Consider the following 16110-nt stretch of genomic DNA (forward strand, 5'->3'; position numbering starts at 1 on the left):
GGGCCCTTAAACATCGTGATCCAAGCTTTCGCCTTCTATCTGTTCGCGGTCATGCTGATCGCCAGCGGAGTGCTGACGATCACGTCCCGCAATCCAGTCCATAGCGTGCTGTGGCTGATCCTGGCCTTTTTCAACGCGGCCGGCCTGTTCCTGATTCTGGGCGCGGAGTTCATCGCGATGCTGCTGGTGATCGTCTATGTCGGCGCCGTCGCGGTCCTGTTCCTGTTCGTCGTCATGATGCTCAACATCGACTTCGCAGAGCTTCGCGCCGGCCTCGCCCGCTACTGGCCCTTCGCCTCCATCCTCGCCATCGTCCTGCTGGCAGAGATCGTCTTCGCGGTCGCGGCCTGGAATGCGGGCGGCATCGACACCGGCGCACGCGCGGCGCCGATCGACGATGCGGTGCCAAACATCGAGGCGCTGGGGACCGTGCTCTACACCCGCTATCTCTACATTTTCGAAGCGGCAGGCCTCGTCCTGCTGGTCGCCATGATCGGCGCCATCGTCCTTACCCACCGCAAGCGCAGCGATCAGCGCCCGCAGAACGTATCGGAACAGGTGCGCCGCCGTCCGAGCGACGCGGTCAAGAACATGAATCCGGACGTAGGGCAGGGGGTCGAGCTGTGAGCCAGATGACTTTTCTTCCCGTCACCCTGAACCGGCTCCAGGATGCGGGTTCCCGCCTCCATACCGCTCGTCGCTGGATGCTGAATCAAGTTCAGCATGACAGCCTTGATGCGAACGGCCTGTCCGGGAGCGCTTCATGATTGGCCTCGGTCATTATCTCGCCGTCAGCGCCATATTGTTCGTGCTCGGCGTGTTCGGCATTTTCCTGAATCGCAAGAACATCATCGTCATCCTCATGGCGATCGAGCTGATCCTGCTTGCGGTGAATATCAACCTGGTCGCCTTCTCCGCCTTCCTGGGCGACATGGTCGGCCAGATCTTCGCCATGTTCGTGCTGACCGTCGCCGCCGGCGAGGCGGCGATCGGACTGGCCATCCTCGTCATCTATTTCCGTGGTCGCGGCACGATCGCCGTCGACGACATCAACCAGATGAAGGGCTAAGGGGTCGGAATCTGACATGATCCAGCTCATCGTCTTCCTGCCGCTGCTGGCCGCGATCGTCGCCGGCCTGGGCAATCGCATGATCGGCAATTTCCCGGCGAAACTGATCACGACCGGCGCCTTGTTCATCTCCTGCGCCCTCAGCTGGCCGATCTTCATCGGCTTCCTGACAGGCGCACAGCATTCCGAGCTTCATCCGGTGCTCGACTGGATCCATTCGGGCGATCTGCAGGTGGATTGGGCGCTCCGGGTCGACGCGCTGACCGCGGTGATGCTGGTAGTGGTGACGACGGTTTCGTCGCTCGTCCACCTCTACAGCTGGGGCTATATGGCGGAGGACGACAGCCAGCCGCGCTTCTTCGCCTATCTGAGCCTCTTCACCTTCGCCATGCTGATGCTGGTGACAGCCGACAATCTCGTCCAGATGTTCTTCGGCTGGGAAGGTGTCGGACTCGCTTCCTATCTGCTGATCGGATTCTGGTACCACAAGCCATCCGCCAATGCGGCCGCGCTCAAGGCGTTCGTCGTCAACCGGGTGGGCGATTTCGGCTTCTCGCTCGGTATCTTCGCGACGTTCGTCGTGTTCAACACCGTCTCGATCCCGGCCATATTGGAGGCGGCACCGGGCATGGCGGGGGCGACTTTCGGTTTCCTCGGCATGCGGCTGGACGTCATGACGACGCTTTGCATCCTTCTCTTCATCGGCGCGATGGGCAAATCGGCCCAGCTCGGTCTCCACACCTGGCTGCCGGACGCTATGGAAGGTCCGACCCCCGTTTCGGCGCTCATCCATGCCGCCACCATGGTGACGGCAGGCGTTTTCATGGTCTGCCGCCTCTCGCCGATGTTCGAGACCAGCCAGACCGCATTGGACGTCGTCACCTTCGTCGGTGCTGCCACGGCGATCTTCGCGGCCACCGTCGGCACAGTCCAGAACGACATCAAGCGGGTGATCGCTTATTCGACCTGTTCGCAATTGGGCTACATGTTCTTCGCGGCAGGCGTCGGCGCCTATGGCGCGGCGATGTTCCACCTCTTCACCCATGCTTTCTTCAAGGCCTTGCTGTTCCTCGGTGCCGGCTCGGTGATCCACGCCATGCATCACGAGCAGGACATGCGCTATTACGGGGCGCTGCGGAAGGAGATCCCGCTGACCTTCTGGGCGATGCTCGCGGGCACCCTGGCCATTACAGGCGTCGGCATCATCCAGATCGGCGGCTTTGCGGGCTTCGGCTTTGCCGGCTTCTATTCTAAGGATGCGATCATCGAGAGCGCTTTCGCGAGCGGCAGCGCGGTAGGCGGCTTCGCCTTCGCGATCGGCATCCTCGCGGCATTGCTGACCAGCTTCTACAGCTGGCGGCTGCTCTTCCTCACTTTTTGGGGCAAGCCCCGCTGGGCCGCGTCCGAACATATCCAGCATGCCGTCCATGGCGATCATCACGAACATCCGGCCGACGAGGATGCCGGCCACGACACGCGGCCGCACGAGGCCGGGGCGCACGACGTGCCGACCGGAACCGGCGGCTATCATCCACACGAAAGCCCCTGGACGATGCTGGTGCCGCTGGGCGTGCTGTCCCTGGGCGCTATCTTTGCGGGCATCCTGTTTCACGGCCCGTTCATCGAAGCGGAAGAAGGGCTGCATTTCTGGGCCGGAAGCATCGCCTTCGACACCCATCTCGCCCATGCGATCCACGAAGTGCCCTTGTGGGTGAAGCTCGCCCCCGGCGCGGTAATGCTCATCGGCTTCCTGATCGCGCTCCAGGCCTATATCCGCAACACCACCATCCCGGAGCGGTTCGTCACACAATGGGGCCTGCTCTATCGCTTCCTGCTCAACAAATGGTATTTTGACGAACTCTACGACGTCCTGTTCGTCCGCCCTTCCATGGCGCTCGGCCGCTTCTTCTGGAAAAAGGGCGACGAAGGCACGATCGACCGCTTCGGCCCGGACGGTGCCGCGGCTCTGATCGTCGGCGGCAACAGGCTGACCTCACGTCTCCAGTCGGGATATCTCTACACTTATGCGCTGGTGATGCTGCTCGGCCTCGCAGCCGCCGTGACATGGGCGATGGCACGATGAGTTTCGAAGGCGTGCCCATCCTGTCGATCATGTTGGCGGTGCCCATGCTGGCCGCTATCGCCTGCCTGTTCGTCTCCGCCGACGGCGCCCGCAAACTGGCGCTCGGCGCGACCCTGACCGACCTGCTGCTCGGCATCCTGCTCTGGGCCGCCTATGACATAGGCGGGGCGCAGTGGCAGTTCGTCGAATATGAGCCCATATTCGGGCGGTTCGCCTGGGCACTCGGCATCGACGGCATTTCGTTGATGCTGATCATGCTTTCGGTTTTCCTGATGCCGATCTGCATCGCTGCCAGCTGGACTTCGATCCAGAAGCGGGTGCCCGAATATATGGCGAGCTTCCTGCTGATGGAGACGCTGATGATCGGCGTCTTCATGGCGCAGGACATCTTCCTCTTCTACATCTTCTTCGAAGCCGGCCTGATCCCGATGTATCTGATCATCGGCATCTGGGGCGGCGCCGAGCGGATCTACGCCAGCTATAAATTCTTCCTCTATACGTTGCTCGGATCGGTGCTGATGCTGGTGGCGATGCTGTGGATGGTGAATTTTGCCGGAACCACCAGCGTCCCGGCGCTGCTTTCCACCGATTTCCCTGCAGAGGCGCAGACCTGGCTGTGGCTCGCCTTCTTCGCCAGCTTCGCAGTCAAGATGCCGATGTGGCCGGTCCATACCTGGCTGCCCGACGCCCACGTGCAGGCGCCGACGGCGGGCTCGGTCATCCTGGCCGGAGTATTGCTGAAACTTGGCGGCTACGGCTTCGTCCGCTTCTCGCTGCCGATGTTCCCTGAGGCTTCGGCCCAGCTTGCCTGGCTCGTCTTCGGCCTGTCGATGGTCGCGGTGGTCTACACCTCGCTGGTGGCGCTGGTGCAACGGGACATGAAGAAGCTGATCGCCTATTCCTCCGTCGCCCATATGGCCTTCGTGACGATCGGCATCTTCGCTTTCAACCGGCAGGGGATCGAAGGCGCGTTGGTGGTGATGCTCTCCCACGGCCTGGTCTCGGGCGCGCTCTTCCTGTGCGTCGGCGTGATCTACGATCGTCTCCATACCCGCGAGATCGATCGATATGGCGGGCTTTCGAACAATATGCCGGCTTACGCGATGCTGTTCCTGCTGTTCACCATGGCCTCGGTCGGCCTGCCCGGAACGGGCGGCTTCGTCGGGGAATTCCTGGCCCTGCTCGGCGCCTATGAGGCGAATAGCTGGGTCGCGGCAGTGGCGACGACCGGTATCATCCTCGGCGCCGGCTATATGCTCTATCTCTACTGGCGCATCGCCTATGGCACGAGCCGCAATGCCGATGCGGCCGCCATGCCGGATCTGTCCCGGCGCGAGCTGGCCTTGTTGGTGCCAATCGCGGCGGTGGTACTCTGGATGGGTGTTTACCCGGAGAGCTTCATTGCCCCGATGCGGAATGATGTCGGCATCCTGCTCGCGCGGGTCGAACGGGCCAATCCGCCGGGCGACGCCCATATCGTCAAAGGCGCTCCGGCCCCCGCCAAGGCCGATGCCCAGCACGAATCCGCCGAAGGAGCGCATTGATGGGCCAGTCGCTGCTCCTCACCTTGCCCGAAATCATCCTGACGGTGGCTGCGCTCGCTTTGCTGATGCTTGCCGCTTATGGCGGCGACCGCGCCGCCCGGCTTGCCACCTGGCTCGCCATCGGCGCACTCGGCGGTGCCGCCTTTGCGATGCCTGGCGTGGCGACCCTCGGCGGCATCGGCTTCGATGGTCTGTTCATCGCCGACAGCTTCGCCGCTTATGCCAAGATCCTCATCTATGTCGCCGCCGGTACATCACTGGTCGCGGCAACGGGTTGGTTCAGCCGGGACGGCGATTATCGCGCCGAATATCCGGTCCTGATCCTGCTGTCGTCGATCGGCATGGGCATGATGGCGTCGGCGGGCGACCTGCTGACGCTTTATGTCGGGCTCGAACTCCAGAGTCTTTCGGCCTATGTGCTCGCCTCGTTTCAGCGGCGGGACAGTCGCTCGGCCGAAGCGGGGCTCAAATATTTCGTGCTCGGCGCTCTTGCCTCGGGAATCCTGCTCTACGGCATCTCCCTCCTTTACGGTTTCACAGGCTCAACCCTGTTCGGGGACATTGCGTTGGGCCTTGGCCGCGACGGCATCTCGACCGGAGAATTGTTCGGAATCGTCTTCGTCCTGGCCGGCATCGCCTTCAAGGTGAGCGCCGTTCCATTCCACATGTGGACTCCGGACGTCTATGAAGGCGCGCCGACACCGGTCACGGCCTTCTTCGCCTCGGCGCCCAAGGTGGCGGCCATGGCCCTGCTGGCCCGGGTGGTGATCGAGGCGATGGGGCCCGCCACCTTCGAATGGCGTCAGATCGTCATCTTCATGGCGCTGGCCTCGACCATATTGGGCGGCGTCGCGGCGATCGGCCAGCCCAACATCAAGCGCCTGCTCGCCTACAGCTCGATCAACAATATCGGCTTCGCCCTGATCGGCCTTGCCGCCGGCACACGCGAAGGCATCGCCTCCGTTCTCTTCTACATGACGGTCTATGTGGCGATGACGATCGGTTCCTTCCTCGTCGTACTGCGCATGCGCGACCTTGAAGGGCGCTCCGTCGAGACGATCGCATCTCTCTCGGGCCTGTCCCGCACGCGGCCAATGCTGGCCGCAGCGATGGCCATGTTCATGTTCAGCCTGGCAGGTATCCCCCCACTGTTCGGGTTCTGGCCGAAATTCCTGGTCTTCAATGCCGCCGTCGAGGCGAACCTGACCTGGCTCGCCGCCGTCGGCATTGCCACTTCGGTGATCGGCGCGTTCTATTATCTGAAGATCGTCAAGACGATGTATTTCGACGAGCCGGCACCGGAATTCGGCGCAACGCGCGACACGCCGCAGACGGTACTGATCGCGGCGGCTGCTCTGTTCGTCTCGCCGCTGGGCTATCTTGCAATACCGCTGCTCGATCCGATGACGCTGAACGCCGCGAGTGCCCTGTTCTGATCCGCACCGTCGCCGAGACGCATTCGACCAATGACGACGTCGCAGGGCTTGCGCGCCAAGGTATTGCGGAGGGCCTGTGGCTCCGCGCCGAGCGTCAGACCGGAGGCCGCGGACGGCAGGGCAGGGACTGGCTCTCTCCGGTTGGCAATCTCTACGCGAGCACCTTGGTCCGCCTTCACCCGACAGATCCCCCCGCACCATCGCTCGCGCTCGTCGCCGCCGTCGCGCTTCATGAGGTCGCCTGCGCTTATGCGAAAGATGCGCCAATCAGGATCAAATGGCCCAACGACCTCCTTGTCGATGGCGCAAAGCTTTCGGGGATCCTGCTCGAGCGGGTCGACGAGGCCGTCATTATCGGTTTCGGCGTCAATCTGGCGAGTCATCCAACCGATATCGAGCGGCCTGCCACCAGCTTTGCAGCCTTTCTGGGACATGCGCCCGAACCGGCTGTCTTCCTTGAAGATCTTGCCGCGGCCACGGCCCGCTGGCTCGGCCGCTGGCGGAGCGATGGTATCGCACCGGTCCGGTCGCAATGGCTTGCCGCCGCTCATCCGATCGGTACCGCGCTCGCCGCCGGAACGGCTGACGGGAGAATTTTGAACGGCCTGTTCGACGGGCTCGACGAAGATGGCGGATTGCGGCTGCGCTTGGCGGATGGCTCCATGCATGTCATTCACGCCGGCGACGTGTTCCTTCTCTGAGGCCTTTGAACATGCTGCTCGCAATCGATGCCGGGAACACGAACCTCGTCTTCGCTCTGGTCGAGGACGGTGTGATCCGCGCGCGATGGCGGATTGCCACCGATGCCCGACGTACCGCCGACGAATATGCGGTTTGGCTCCATCAATTGCTTGAGCTCGAAGGCTATGGCCGGGACGCCGTGGACGCGGTCATCATCGGCACGGTCGTTCCGCGCGCGCTCCACAATCTGGAAGTGCTCGCCAGCAAATATTTCGGGGTTGAGCCGCTCATTGCCGGACAAGGCAGGGCGGAATGGGGATTCGTCCTCGACGTGGAAGACCCGCGAACGGTCGGTGCCGACCGGGCGCTCAATGCCATCGCCGCCCACGCCTTCCACGAAGGCGACCTGATCGTGATCGATTTCGGAACCGCCACGACCTTCGACATGGTCGATTATACGGGCGCCTATAAAGGCGGCATCATTGCGCCGGGCATCAATTTGTCGCTGGACGCCTTGTTCACGGCCGCCGCCAAGCTGCCGCGGATCGCAATCGAGGCTCCGAGCGGCAATCTGTCGGTGATCGGCCGCACCACCGAGGATCAGATGCACATTGGCATCTATTGGGGCTATGTCTCGCTGATCGAAGGTCTCATAGGGCGAATGAAGGCGGAGATCGGAAGGCCGGTGACCGTCGTCGCGACCGGCGGGCTTGCCACCTTGTTCGACAAGCATGTCGAGATCTTCGACGTGATCGAGCCGGACCTGACCATCCAGGGCCTAGCCATGCTCCACCGGCGGAGCCTGACGGCCTGAATATTGGAACGATATGAAACCCGGTAACGAACTTCTCTTCCTGGCCCTCGGCGGCTCCGGCGAGATCGGCATGAACGTCAATCTCTATGGCTGCCAAGGCAAATGGATCATGGTCGATCTCGGCATGACCTTTTCCGATCCCGCTTATCCGGGCATCGAACTGGTCCTTCCAGATCTGGCCTTCATCGAGGAAAATAAGGCCGACCTGCTCGGCATCGTCCTCACCCATGGCCACGAAGACCATATCGGCGCCATTCCCTATCTCGCCCTCGATCTCGGGGTACCGCTTTACGCCACCCCTTTCACAGCGGGGCTGATCGCCGGCAAATTGGAGGAAGAGGGACTGCTTGGGCAGATCCCGCTCAACATCGTCGACCTCGGCGGCAGCGTGGCGCTCGGGCCCTTCGGCCTGCGCTACATTCCACTCGCTCATTCGATTCCAGAGGGGAATGCCCTGCTGATCGACACGCCCTACGGCAAGATATTCCATACCGGCGACTGGAAGCTGGACGATTCGCCGCAGCTTGGGGATCCCAGCACGGAAGCCGAATTACGCGCGATCGGCGATCAAGGCGTGCTTGCGCTCGTCTGCGATTCCACGAACGTCTTCCAGGATCGGGCCTCCGGTTCCGAGGCCGGCGTCCGCGAAGGCCTGGACCAGGTAATCAGCGAGGCGGACGGGCGGGTGCTTGTCACCACTTTCGCCTCCAATGCCGCCCGCCTCAAGACGCTGGGTCATGTCGCCGACGACACCGGACGGCAGGTCTGCGTTGCCGGCCGTTCGCTCGACCGCATTCTACGCGTCGCCAAGAGCGTCGGTTATCTTACTGATTTTCCAGACGTGATCGATTTCGAAACGGCCATGCGGTTGCCGCGGCGTGATGTCATGATCATCGCCACCGGCGGCCAGGGTGAAAGTCGCGCCGCCCTCGCGCGCATCGCCTTCGACAGCCATAAGATCAAGCTCGATTCCGGCGACCTCGTCGTCTTCTCTTCCAAACAGATCCCCGGCAACGAAATCGCCATCGGGCGTATCCAGAACGAACTGGCGGGGAAGGGCATTGCCATGATCACGGACCGGCAGGCGGAAGTTCATGTCTCCGGCCATCCGGGACGGCCCGAACTCGCCGCCATGTATGAATGGATAAGACCCGAGATCATCGTGCCGGTTCATGGCGAAATGCGCCACATGGCCGAACATGCCCGATTTGCGAGATCGCGGGGCGTTCCGCATGGGATCGTGCAGAAAAATGGCGATATCGTCCGCCTCGCCCCTGACGGTCCGGCGAAGCTGGGGGAGACGCGGGTCGGGCGCCTGATCCTGGATGGCGACGTCATCCTCGCCGCCGACGGTTCCACCATGAACGAGCGCCGGAAGATCGCCAGCAACGGCGTCATTTCGGTGGCCCTGGCGCTGGACGAAGATGATCGCCTGCGGGGTCAAGTCGCCATGGCTATGGAGGGCATTCCGGTGGAAGAGGATCGCGAGGCGTTCCTGGCGGAAGCCCGCCAGGCGGCCGCAGACGCCGCCGCGGATCCAAAACACGATGCTCGCGAAGAGAAGAGGCGCGAAGCGATCCGGCTTGCCGTCCGCCGCTGCGCGACCGAGTGGACGGGCAAGAAGCCGGTCGTCGACGTCCTCATCGTGCGGGTCTGAGATGAAGTTCCAGTCCATTCTCGCCATCTATGTCCTATTCTGGACGATCAGCCTTTTCCTGGTGCTGCCGTTCGGGGTACGAACCAATCAGGAAGTGGGGATGGAGAACGTCCCTGGTCACGCCGAAAGCGCACCGCATGCGTTCAGCTTCGGCCGGGCGGCGTTACGTGCGACGATCGTATCAGCGATCCTGTTCGGTCTATTCTACGCCAATTACGTTCATGGTTGGGTCGGCATCGACCTGTTCGATTGGGCCAAGCCGCCGCGTAGCTGATTCGTTCCTGCCGTTCCCGAGGAAGGGCCAGATTCGGATTCGATTTCCGAGAGCTGAAGGTTCAGATTGGTGACGGAGTCGGCCGCCCCCGCGGCGTCGGCCACGATCCTATATCAGGTGCGCAGCCGCTCGATCGCCTGTGCAAGGGCGACATAGAGCTTGCCCATGTCGCTGGACAGGATGGTTATGCCAAGCAGGGAACCGTCCTTGTCGGCCAGGATCCGCCGAAGCATGGATTCGAAGTCGTGGATATAGCGGTTCACTTGCTCGCGAAATTCCGGCTCGTCGTCATAATGCTGAACGATTTCGCGCGCTTCGCCCGAATCGAGCAGACGCACGGCGCGCCGCGTGAAGACCCCGCGATCGCCCTTCAGATACGCTGCCCAGGCACTGTCCGTGACCTCATTGGAAAGAATCTTGGTGACGTCGATCGCGGTGCTGTTCAGTGATTCGATTAGCAAGGCGACCCTGCGCGAGAAATTCTCGCTTTCCTTCTCCTCGCGCTCCTGACGGCCTTCCTCGATCCGCTGTTCGACCGCGGCAGCCGTTTCCCCGAGCACCAGCATTTGCCGCGCCAAGCGGCCCGATGCGTCGCGGGCAGTGTCGAGCGCCCGCCGCGCCAGCACCGACAATTCTTCCATCTGCTGTTCGACCGTGTCGCCGACCGCTTCGGTCACCGCCTTGCGGCCAGCCTCGCTCAGCGCCAGCATGCTTTCGGGAATGACGGAAGATATGGCCTCCCGGGCTTTTTCGGCGGCCTGGTTGGCGGTTTCGCGGACACGCAGCAGGGCTTCGATCAGCTCAGGGCCGGTGTCGACCACGATCTTGGCGGCTGCATCTTCGGCCTGCATCGCCGCCTGTCCGAGCGAGCGCAACTGCTCCTCGGCGCCGGTGACGCCTTCGTTGAGCATCGCCAGGACCTGGGAAAGGGAATCGCGCTGGCGGCCGATGCTCGCTTCGGTCTCATTGATCCGGGCCGCCGCAGTCTCCGCCGAAGCCTGGACACTTTGGATGGCCGGAGCGAGCGATTCGGTCGCTTCCCGTACACGGCCGGTCTGCGCCTCGATCCGGCCGAGGCCGGCGGGAAGCTCTTCGTTCAGCTGGCCAGCCACGGCGGTCAATGCCTCGCCCATCCGTTGGGCCCGCTCGATCAACTCGCCGACTCGATCGCCGCTTCCGCCAAGCTCTTCGACCAACTCGCGCGTATTCTTCCGGATCTCGGTAACCGAGCTGATCAGGAAATCGCTCTGTTCGGTGCCGGTGCGACCAAGCTGGGCGAACCATTGATCAAGGTCGGTCAATTCCTTGGAGAGTCCCGCGACGAGATTGTGGCTGGCGGTATCCTGTGCCGCGATATGCCCGGCGAGGGCTTCGATCTTGCCGCCAATCGTGTCGAGCCGCTGCCCAAGATTGCGCGCTGCCTCGTCCCCCGCCCTATCGAGCGCGGCACGACTCTGCTCGATCGTCGCCAGGATTGCGGCGGCCTGCGCTTCCAACCCGGCGCGCGCCGCGTCCACCGCTTCCGCGGCACGGGCCATCGCGCCGTCGACCGCAGCGGTCATGCCGGCCGACGCTTCACCCATGCTGGCCGCGGCGGAGGCGCTGCCGCTTTCGATCTGGGCAACATGCGCGGCCATGCGCTGGGCCGTGCCGCCCAATACCTCGTCGGCCTCGCGGCCGCGTGCCGCGACTGCCGCCAGCTGGGCTTCGAGCGCGCTGGCATGACTATGTGCGGTGATCCCAGCCTCCTTCATCGCTTCGGCGACCGCGCGCGCCTGTTCCTCCGCACGCGGCAGATCGTGAAGCAACACGCCGACGTCGAACGTCGCCGCGGCGGCGGCACTTTCGAGGGCGGCGGCCTGTCGATCGAGGCCGCCACTTTCCTTGGAAAGATAATGGGTCACACGTCCCAGCCGGTCCGCCGCCTCATCGCCCAGGGTCATCAGCCTCTCGGCCTCCCCACGCAGACGTGCGTGATTTTCCTCTATTCGGGCCGTGACGATTTCCAGTACCGTCTGCAGGGATTGGGCTTCGGAGCGCATAGCCGAGATGGACTGCATGAAGCTGTCGGCCCGTAATTGCGACATGCGACCGAAAATCAGCCAGACCAGGCCGATCAGGACGAGCGGACCAACGATCGTCCCGGTCCATGAAATGATGTTCGGAACGGTGGGCGCGACCTGACTTTGCCAGATGGCAAAGGCGGCCGCACCGATCCAGACGAGCGCCAACACCACCAGCGAGACAGCCAGCAGCCTCACACCGCCCGACCGCCGGATGCCGACCGTGTCTGGCGTAGCAGGAATGTCCTCGACGGGCGTACCCAGCCAATCCGACCCTGCATTATTCCCCGAATGCTGCTCCGGCAGCGATTCAGCCCGTTCTGCCCCCATAACCATAGGACATTGTTTAACATATTTCTGGACTTGGGGAAGGGTTGGATACGGGACGTTAACATGCGTCCCATAAAAGGTCGTCATGGTCTATGATCCCGGTGCTCTGAACGCTTCGCTGGCCGCGGCCGTTGGCAATGATTTCAACCTGATGGCCGAACTTCGCGACGCCTTCGTGGAAAGCGCCGCACGGCAACTCGACCTGATGGGCCGTTCTCGATGCGACGCCAATTGGGAGCTTGCCGCCTCACGGCTCAAGAGTCTCGCGGCCAGCTTCGGCGCGGTCGGGTTGATCGCGCTCGCCGAAGAGGCGCTGGACGGTGCGCCCGGTGATCCTGTCGTACTCCGGAAGCTTCGTATCGCAATCGAGGATTTTGCCGCCGGTTAGGCTTTGCGAACCGGACGGCCTGTGCTTATCGCAGGATCGATGGGGACCAATCGAATGAGCCTGGCCGCGCTGATCTGCGCCTACCAGGAGGCGGAGGAGACAGCGGGTCGCTTGCGGGCGACGCTGCCACTTGCCGGCCGGACCCTCGTGGAACGACAGGCCCGCCTTGCCGCCTCGGCAGGCGCCAATCCAATCATCATCCTTGTCGAACGGATCCCGGCCGATTTGCTGGCTGCGCTCGACGGTCTCCGCCGGGAGGGGATGAAGCTCGTGGTCGCGAGGAATGCCGCCGAAGCAGCCGACGCGGTTCATCCTGACGACCGCCTCCTGCTGATCGCCGACGGGCTGGTCGCGACCGAGGCGCATCTTCAGCGATTGCTCTCCATCGGGGCACCGGCACTGCTCACCGTTCCGGACATGCGCGTCGATGATCGCTTCGAACGGATCGACGCGCACAGTCGCTGGGGCGGCCTCGCTTTGCTCGACGGCGACATGCTGCGGAAGACAGCCGCCGTGCTGAACGATTGGGACTTGCAGTCGACACTGCTGCGAAGGGCCGTGCAGAGCGGAGCCCGTCAGATCGCGCTTCGCGGCGAGTCGGCGGACGATCAACTGACCGTGGCCGAGCAGACGTCGGATCTGGCGGAAATGCAGGCCCGGATCGTGGCCGGCGCCAATCGGAGCCGCGACGATTGGGCATCCCGTTTCCTGCTGGCGCCGGTCGAGCGGGCCGCGACCCATTTGCTGATGCCAGGACCGGTGACGTCGGACTGGGTGAATGGCGCCGCGATCCTGCTGATGGCACTGGCGGCTGGTGCCTTCGCAAGCGGATGGCTGGGAACCGGCATGGCCCTTTTGCTGATCGCGACCCCGCTTGGCGGCATCGCCGACAGGCTGGCGGCGCTTCGCATGCGGATCGCCAACGGCCCGAGTTGGTGGAGCTATCTTTCCCCATTGCTGGCGGCCGCCTCGCTGCTGACGCTTTCGATCGCGCTGATGGGGCGGGAAGGGTGGGGGTGTCTCGCTCTGGCGGCGACGACGCTCGCCTTTCTGGTCGCACTGAAACTGGAAATCAAAGGGAGGGATTTCGAGCCCAGGCTCTGGCTGGCCGAGCCCAAGGGAATGGTGTGGATGCTTCTGCCCTTTGCAGTGACGGGGGGCTGGCGGGCCGGGCTTGCGGCTCTCGCAATCTATGCGGCCGGCTCCTTCTTCTGGGTCCAGTCCAAAGTCCGCCAAACTCCCGCCGCTGCGAAACCGTCATCGGGCCCAGAGCCTGATTAGCGACAGTTTAACCTTGGCTGGTCTAAGGGGCGTCTAATGTCCGATCGTCGGCCATCAGCGGATAGATCCGGCGGCGCAGCTTCCCTGCTTGCGTCCGCACGTGCGCGCTTGTCCGTCGCTTTCGAAGATCTCAGACTACCGCGGGACCTTCGGCTGAGCGAATGGCAGAGGACGGTGGTCACTGCGCTTCGTGCCAGGCTCGTCCGCCAGATCGAGGACGAGCTCCGGTCGGGTGTCGCCGGGGCTCTGGAAGGCACGGGCAATGAGGCGCTGCACGCTGCCTTGTCCTCCGCCCATGTCGTGATCGCCGGCCCGATATTGGATGAATGCGGCGCTCCGTCGGATCCGGGGCTGACCAGCGCAATCCTGCGCCGCGCGGAGGAACATCGGCTTTTTCGTGCGGGCGGCGGCGACCATGCTTTCCTGCTGGAACTGGCGGGCGATGCGGACGAAGAGGTGGCGAGCGGGGCAATGGCTCTGCTGATCGCCCAGAGCAGTCGTTTCGATCCGTTTCAGGATCCGATAATGGCCCGCACCGAGCTTTCGGCTCACACGCACCATTTCCTCGTTTGGACCATCGCCGCCGCGCTCCGCCGCTACATGATCGAGCAGCACGGCCTGGATTCGTCGACTGCCGATGAAGCATTGGCGGGAGCCGCGGCGGAGCTTCTGACGGATTATGACGAAGGGGAAACGGTGGAAGCCCTTTCAGTTCGCCTCGCCTGGCGCCTACGCGACACCGGTCGCCTCGACGACGAGATGGTCGCGAGGACGCTCCTCGATGGAAGCCTGCCCCTGTTCCTTGCAGCATTGGCCATGCGCAGCGGCTTCGATGTCGCGGCGACATGGGAAATTGCGTCCGAACCATCCGGGCGGGGCATCGCCCTGCTGCTTCGCGTCGCCGGCATCGCCCGTGACGCCGCCGGGACGATCCTGTTCCGGATCGAGGAAGATGAAGTCCGGCTGGCCGGCAAAATCGATCTGTTCGACCTGACCGATGAACAAGAGGCGGGAAGACAGCTCAGACTGTGGCGTATCGACCCGGCCTATCGCGCCGCCATTGCCAGGTTGGCTGCATGATCGCGGAGGCACCCATTCACGGCCGGCTCGACGCCGAAGGCCGGCTGGTCGAGGCGGACCCCCGGCTCGCCGCGCTTCAGCGCAGCGCGGGCGGTGAGGAAGGCGGGCCGATCGCGGTGCCGCAGATCGCCGCTTTGGCCCGGCTTGCCCGGCGTCTGGGCATAACGATATCCCGTTCTGCCGTTGCGGCCCAGGACGAACATGATCTGGATCTGTGGGTGCGCGCCGAGCCGGTCGATGGCGGTATCGACCTGAATATCACGCGCTGGAGCGAGCGGCCCGTGCGGGGCCCGGCGCCATCTTCCGAGTCGGAGCGACAGAGCGATTTCCTTCGCGCTTCTGCCAACTGGACCTGGGAAAGCGACGCCAGCCTGCGCTTCACGAGTCTTTCACCGGCTGCCGCAGTGGCCGCGGGCAAGGCTCCGGGCCAGCTGATCGGCACCTTGCTCACCAGCCTCTTCCGTCTCGAGTGGAGCGACGAGGGCGGATTGCCCATTCTCACCGCTTTGGCCGAGCAGTCTCGTTTCGATGGGCAGCTTGCCGAACTCGCCAGTGGCCGGGGTGGCACCTACAGTCTCAGCGGCATCCCGCTGATCGATGGCCATGGCCGCTTCGCCGGCTTTCGCGGCTCGGCTGCCGAGATCTGCCATAGTGTCAGCCCGATAGAGATCGCACGAGAACAAGGTCCGGCGATCGATCCCAGCGCGTTCGGCGAAAGGCTCGACAAGGCCCTTCGGGCGCCATTGGCTCATATCATCGCCAATGCCGAGACAATCGGAACACAACCGGAAGGGCCTCTTCGAAAGGATTATGCGGGTTATGCCAACGACATCGCGTCGGCGGGCCGGCATCTGCTCGCCCTGGTCGACGATCTGGTCGACCTGCAGGCCATCGAGCGGCCGGATTTCAAGCCGGAAGCGGAGGAGCTAGATCTGGCCGACGTAGCCCGCAGGGCCGCTGGCCTGATGGCCGTGAGGGCAGGCGCCAAGCAGGTCCGCATCGACAGCCCTGGAGCCGACGATGTCCTGCCGGCCACCGGCGAATTCAAACGGGCGCTGCAGATCGTCATGAACCTGCTTACCAATGCCATACGTTATTCCCCCGAAGGCGGCATGGTGTGGGTCCGCACCGACCGCGAGGGCGATCTTGCCGCGCTGATCGTTGCGGACCAGGGCAAGGGCGTCTCCGCCGAAGATCAGCAACGGATCTTCGAGAAGTTCGAACGGGTCGACCCGACCGAAGCGGGCGGCACCGGCCTCGGCCTCTATATCGCCCGCCGGCTGGCCCGCGCGATGGGCGGAGACATCGAAGTGGACAGCGCACCCGGCAAGGGCGCGCGCTTCACCTTCACTCTGCCGGTTGGCACGCTCCAGGGCAGCAAACGGAACAAATGAAGCGGGCCTTCACGGG

At 63.6% G+C, this 16110-nt stretch carries 14 protein-coding genes; 13 read left to right on the forward strand and 1 reads right to left on the reverse strand.

What is annotated here, in order from left to right; genetic code table 11:
- Positions 1-15: 15 nt before the first annotated feature.
- The 9 genes from RQX22_RS00785 to RQX22_RS00825 all read left to right on the forward strand — a co-directional run bounded on the left by RQX22_RS00785 (position 16) and on the right by RQX22_RS00825 (position 9558).
- Positions 16-627 (forward strand): NADH-quinone oxidoreductase subunit J, encoded by a 612-nt coding sequence (locus RQX22_RS00785; RefSeq protein ID WP_315722755.1) that lies wholly within the window; start codon positions 16-18, stop codon positions 625-627.
- 136 nt (positions 628-763) lie between these two features.
- On the forward strand, positions 764-1069 hold the full coding sequence (gene nuoK / locus RQX22_RS00790) for an NADH-quinone oxidoreductase subunit NuoK (RefSeq protein WP_315722757.1): 306 nt from the start codon (positions 764-766) through the stop codon (positions 1067-1069).
- A gap of 16 nt (positions 1070-1085) precedes the next feature.
- Positions 1086-3152, forward strand: coding sequence for an NADH-quinone oxidoreductase subunit L (gene nuoL, locus RQX22_RS00795; protein ID WP_315722759.1), 2067 nt, complete (start codon positions 1086-1088; stop codon positions 3150-3152).
- On the forward strand, positions 3149-4696 hold the full coding sequence (locus RQX22_RS00800; protein WP_315722761.1) for an NADH-quinone oxidoreductase subunit M: 1548 nt from the start codon (positions 3149-3151) through the stop codon (positions 4694-4696). Before nuoL ends, RQX22_RS00800 begins: the two co-directional genes overlap by 4 nt.
- Positions 4696-6132, forward strand: coding sequence for an NADH-quinone oxidoreductase subunit NuoN (gene nuoN / locus RQX22_RS00805; protein WP_315722763.1), 1437 nt, complete (start codon positions 4696-4698; stop codon positions 6130-6132). The genes RQX22_RS00800 and nuoN overlap by 1 nt, the downstream gene beginning before the upstream one ends.
- Positions 6129-6833, forward strand: coding sequence for a biotin--[acetyl-CoA-carboxylase] ligase (locus tag RQX22_RS00810; protein ID WP_315723498.1), 705 nt, complete (start codon positions 6129-6131; stop codon positions 6831-6833). Before nuoN ends, RQX22_RS00810 begins: the two co-directional genes overlap by 4 nt.
- A gap of 11 nt (positions 6834-6844) precedes the next feature.
- Positions 6845-7627 carry a type III pantothenate kinase gene (locus RQX22_RS00815; RefSeq protein ID WP_315722764.1) on the forward strand — a complete coding sequence of 261 codons (783 nt, stop codon included), beginning with the start codon at positions 6845-6847 and terminating at the stop codon, positions 7625-7627.
- Positions 7628-7640: 13 nt separating this feature from the next.
- The gene (locus tag RQX22_RS00820) at positions 7641-9284 is read left to right on the forward strand and encodes a ribonuclease J (RefSeq protein ID WP_315722766.1); all 1644 of its coding nucleotides are present in this window, start codon (positions 7641-7643) and stop codon (positions 9282-9284) included.
- 1 nt (position 9285) lies between these two features.
- Positions 9286-9558 (forward strand): DUF1467 family protein, encoded by a 273-nt coding sequence (locus RQX22_RS00825; RefSeq protein WP_315722768.1) that lies wholly within the window; start codon positions 9286-9288, stop codon positions 9556-9558.
- A gap of 113 nt (positions 9559-9671) precedes the next feature.
- Here the strand turns inward: RQX22_RS00825 and RQX22_RS00830 are convergent, their stop codons facing one another.
- The gene (locus RQX22_RS00830; RefSeq protein ID WP_315722771.1) at positions 9672-11957 is read right to left on the reverse strand and encodes a coiled-coil domain-containing protein; all 2286 of its coding nucleotides are present in this window, start codon (positions 11955-11957) and stop codon (positions 9672-9674) included.
- A gap of 79 nt (positions 11958-12036) precedes the next feature.
- Here RQX22_RS00830 and RQX22_RS00835 point away from each other — a divergent pair, with 79 nt between their 5' ends.
- The 4 genes from RQX22_RS00835 to RQX22_RS00850 all read left to right on the forward strand — a co-directional run bounded on the left by RQX22_RS00835 (position 12037) and on the right by RQX22_RS00850 (position 16094).
- Entirely contained in the window at positions 12037-12339 is a 303-nt protein-coding gene (locus RQX22_RS00835; RefSeq protein WP_315722773.1) for an Hpt domain-containing protein, read from the forward strand.
- A 54-nt stretch (positions 12340-12393) separates the two neighbouring features.
- The gene (locus tag RQX22_RS00840; protein ID WP_315722774.1) at positions 12394-13620 is read left to right on the forward strand and encodes a hypothetical protein; all 1227 of its coding nucleotides are present in this window, start codon (positions 12394-12396) and stop codon (positions 13618-13620) included.
- Between the two features lie 108 nt (positions 13621-13728).
- Positions 13729-14700 (forward strand): DUF2336 domain-containing protein, encoded by a 972-nt coding sequence (locus RQX22_RS00845; RefSeq protein WP_315722776.1) that lies wholly within the window; start codon positions 13729-13731, stop codon positions 14698-14700.
- Positions 14697-16094 carry a sensor histidine kinase gene (locus RQX22_RS00850; RefSeq protein ID WP_315722778.1) on the forward strand — a complete coding sequence of 466 codons (1398 nt, stop codon included), beginning with the start codon at positions 14697-14699 and terminating at the stop codon, positions 16092-16094. Before RQX22_RS00845 ends, RQX22_RS00850 begins: the two co-directional genes overlap by 4 nt.
- Positions 16095-16110: the final 16 nt, after the last annotated feature.

The sequence above is a fragment of the Sphingosinicella rhizophila genome, from assembly GCF_032378825.1.
GTDB lineage: Bacteria > Pseudomonadota > Alphaproteobacteria > Sphingomonadales > Sphingomonadaceae > Allosphingosinicella > Allosphingosinicella rhizophila.

Coding starts and splice junctions, on each gene's coding strand:
- nuoK (WP_315722757.1), top strand. CDS start 764: ATGATTGGCCTCGGTCATTATCTCGCCGTCAGCGCCATATTGTTCGTG.
- nuoL (WP_315722759.1), top strand. CDS start 1,086: ATGATCCAGCTCATCGTCTTCCTGCCGCTGCTGGCCGCGATCGTCGCC.
- RQX22_RS00800 (WP_315722761.1), top strand. CDS start 3,149: ATGAGTTTCGAAGGCGTGCCCATCCTGTCGATCATGTTGGCGGTGCCC.
- nuoN (WP_315722763.1), top strand. CDS start 4,696: ATGGGCCAGTCGCTGCTCCTCACCTTGCCCGAAATCATCCTGACGGTG.
- RQX22_RS00815 (WP_315722764.1), top strand. CDS start 6,845: ATGCTGCTCGCAATCGATGCCGGGAACACGAACCTCGTCTTCGCTCTG.
- RQX22_RS00820 (WP_315722766.1), top strand. CDS start 7,641: ATGAAACCCGGTAACGAACTTCTCTTCCTGGCCCTCGGCGGCTCCGGC.
- RQX22_RS00825 (WP_315722768.1), top strand. CDS start 9,286: ATGAAGTTCCAGTCCATTCTCGCCATCTATGTCCTATTCTGGACGATC.
- RQX22_RS00830 (WP_315722771.1), bottom strand. CDS start 11,957: ATGGTTATGGGGGCAGAACGGGCTGAATCGCTGCCGGAGCAGCATTCG.
- RQX22_RS00835 (WP_315722773.1), top strand. CDS start 12,037: ATGGTCTATGATCCCGGTGCTCTGAACGCTTCGCTGGCCGCGGCCGTT.
- RQX22_RS00840 (WP_315722774.1), top strand. CDS start 12,394: ATGAGCCTGGCCGCGCTGATCTGCGCCTACCAGGAGGCGGAGGAGACA.
- RQX22_RS00850 (WP_315722778.1), top strand. CDS start 14,697: ATGATCGCGGAGGCACCCATTCACGGCCGGCTCGACGCCGAAGGCCGG.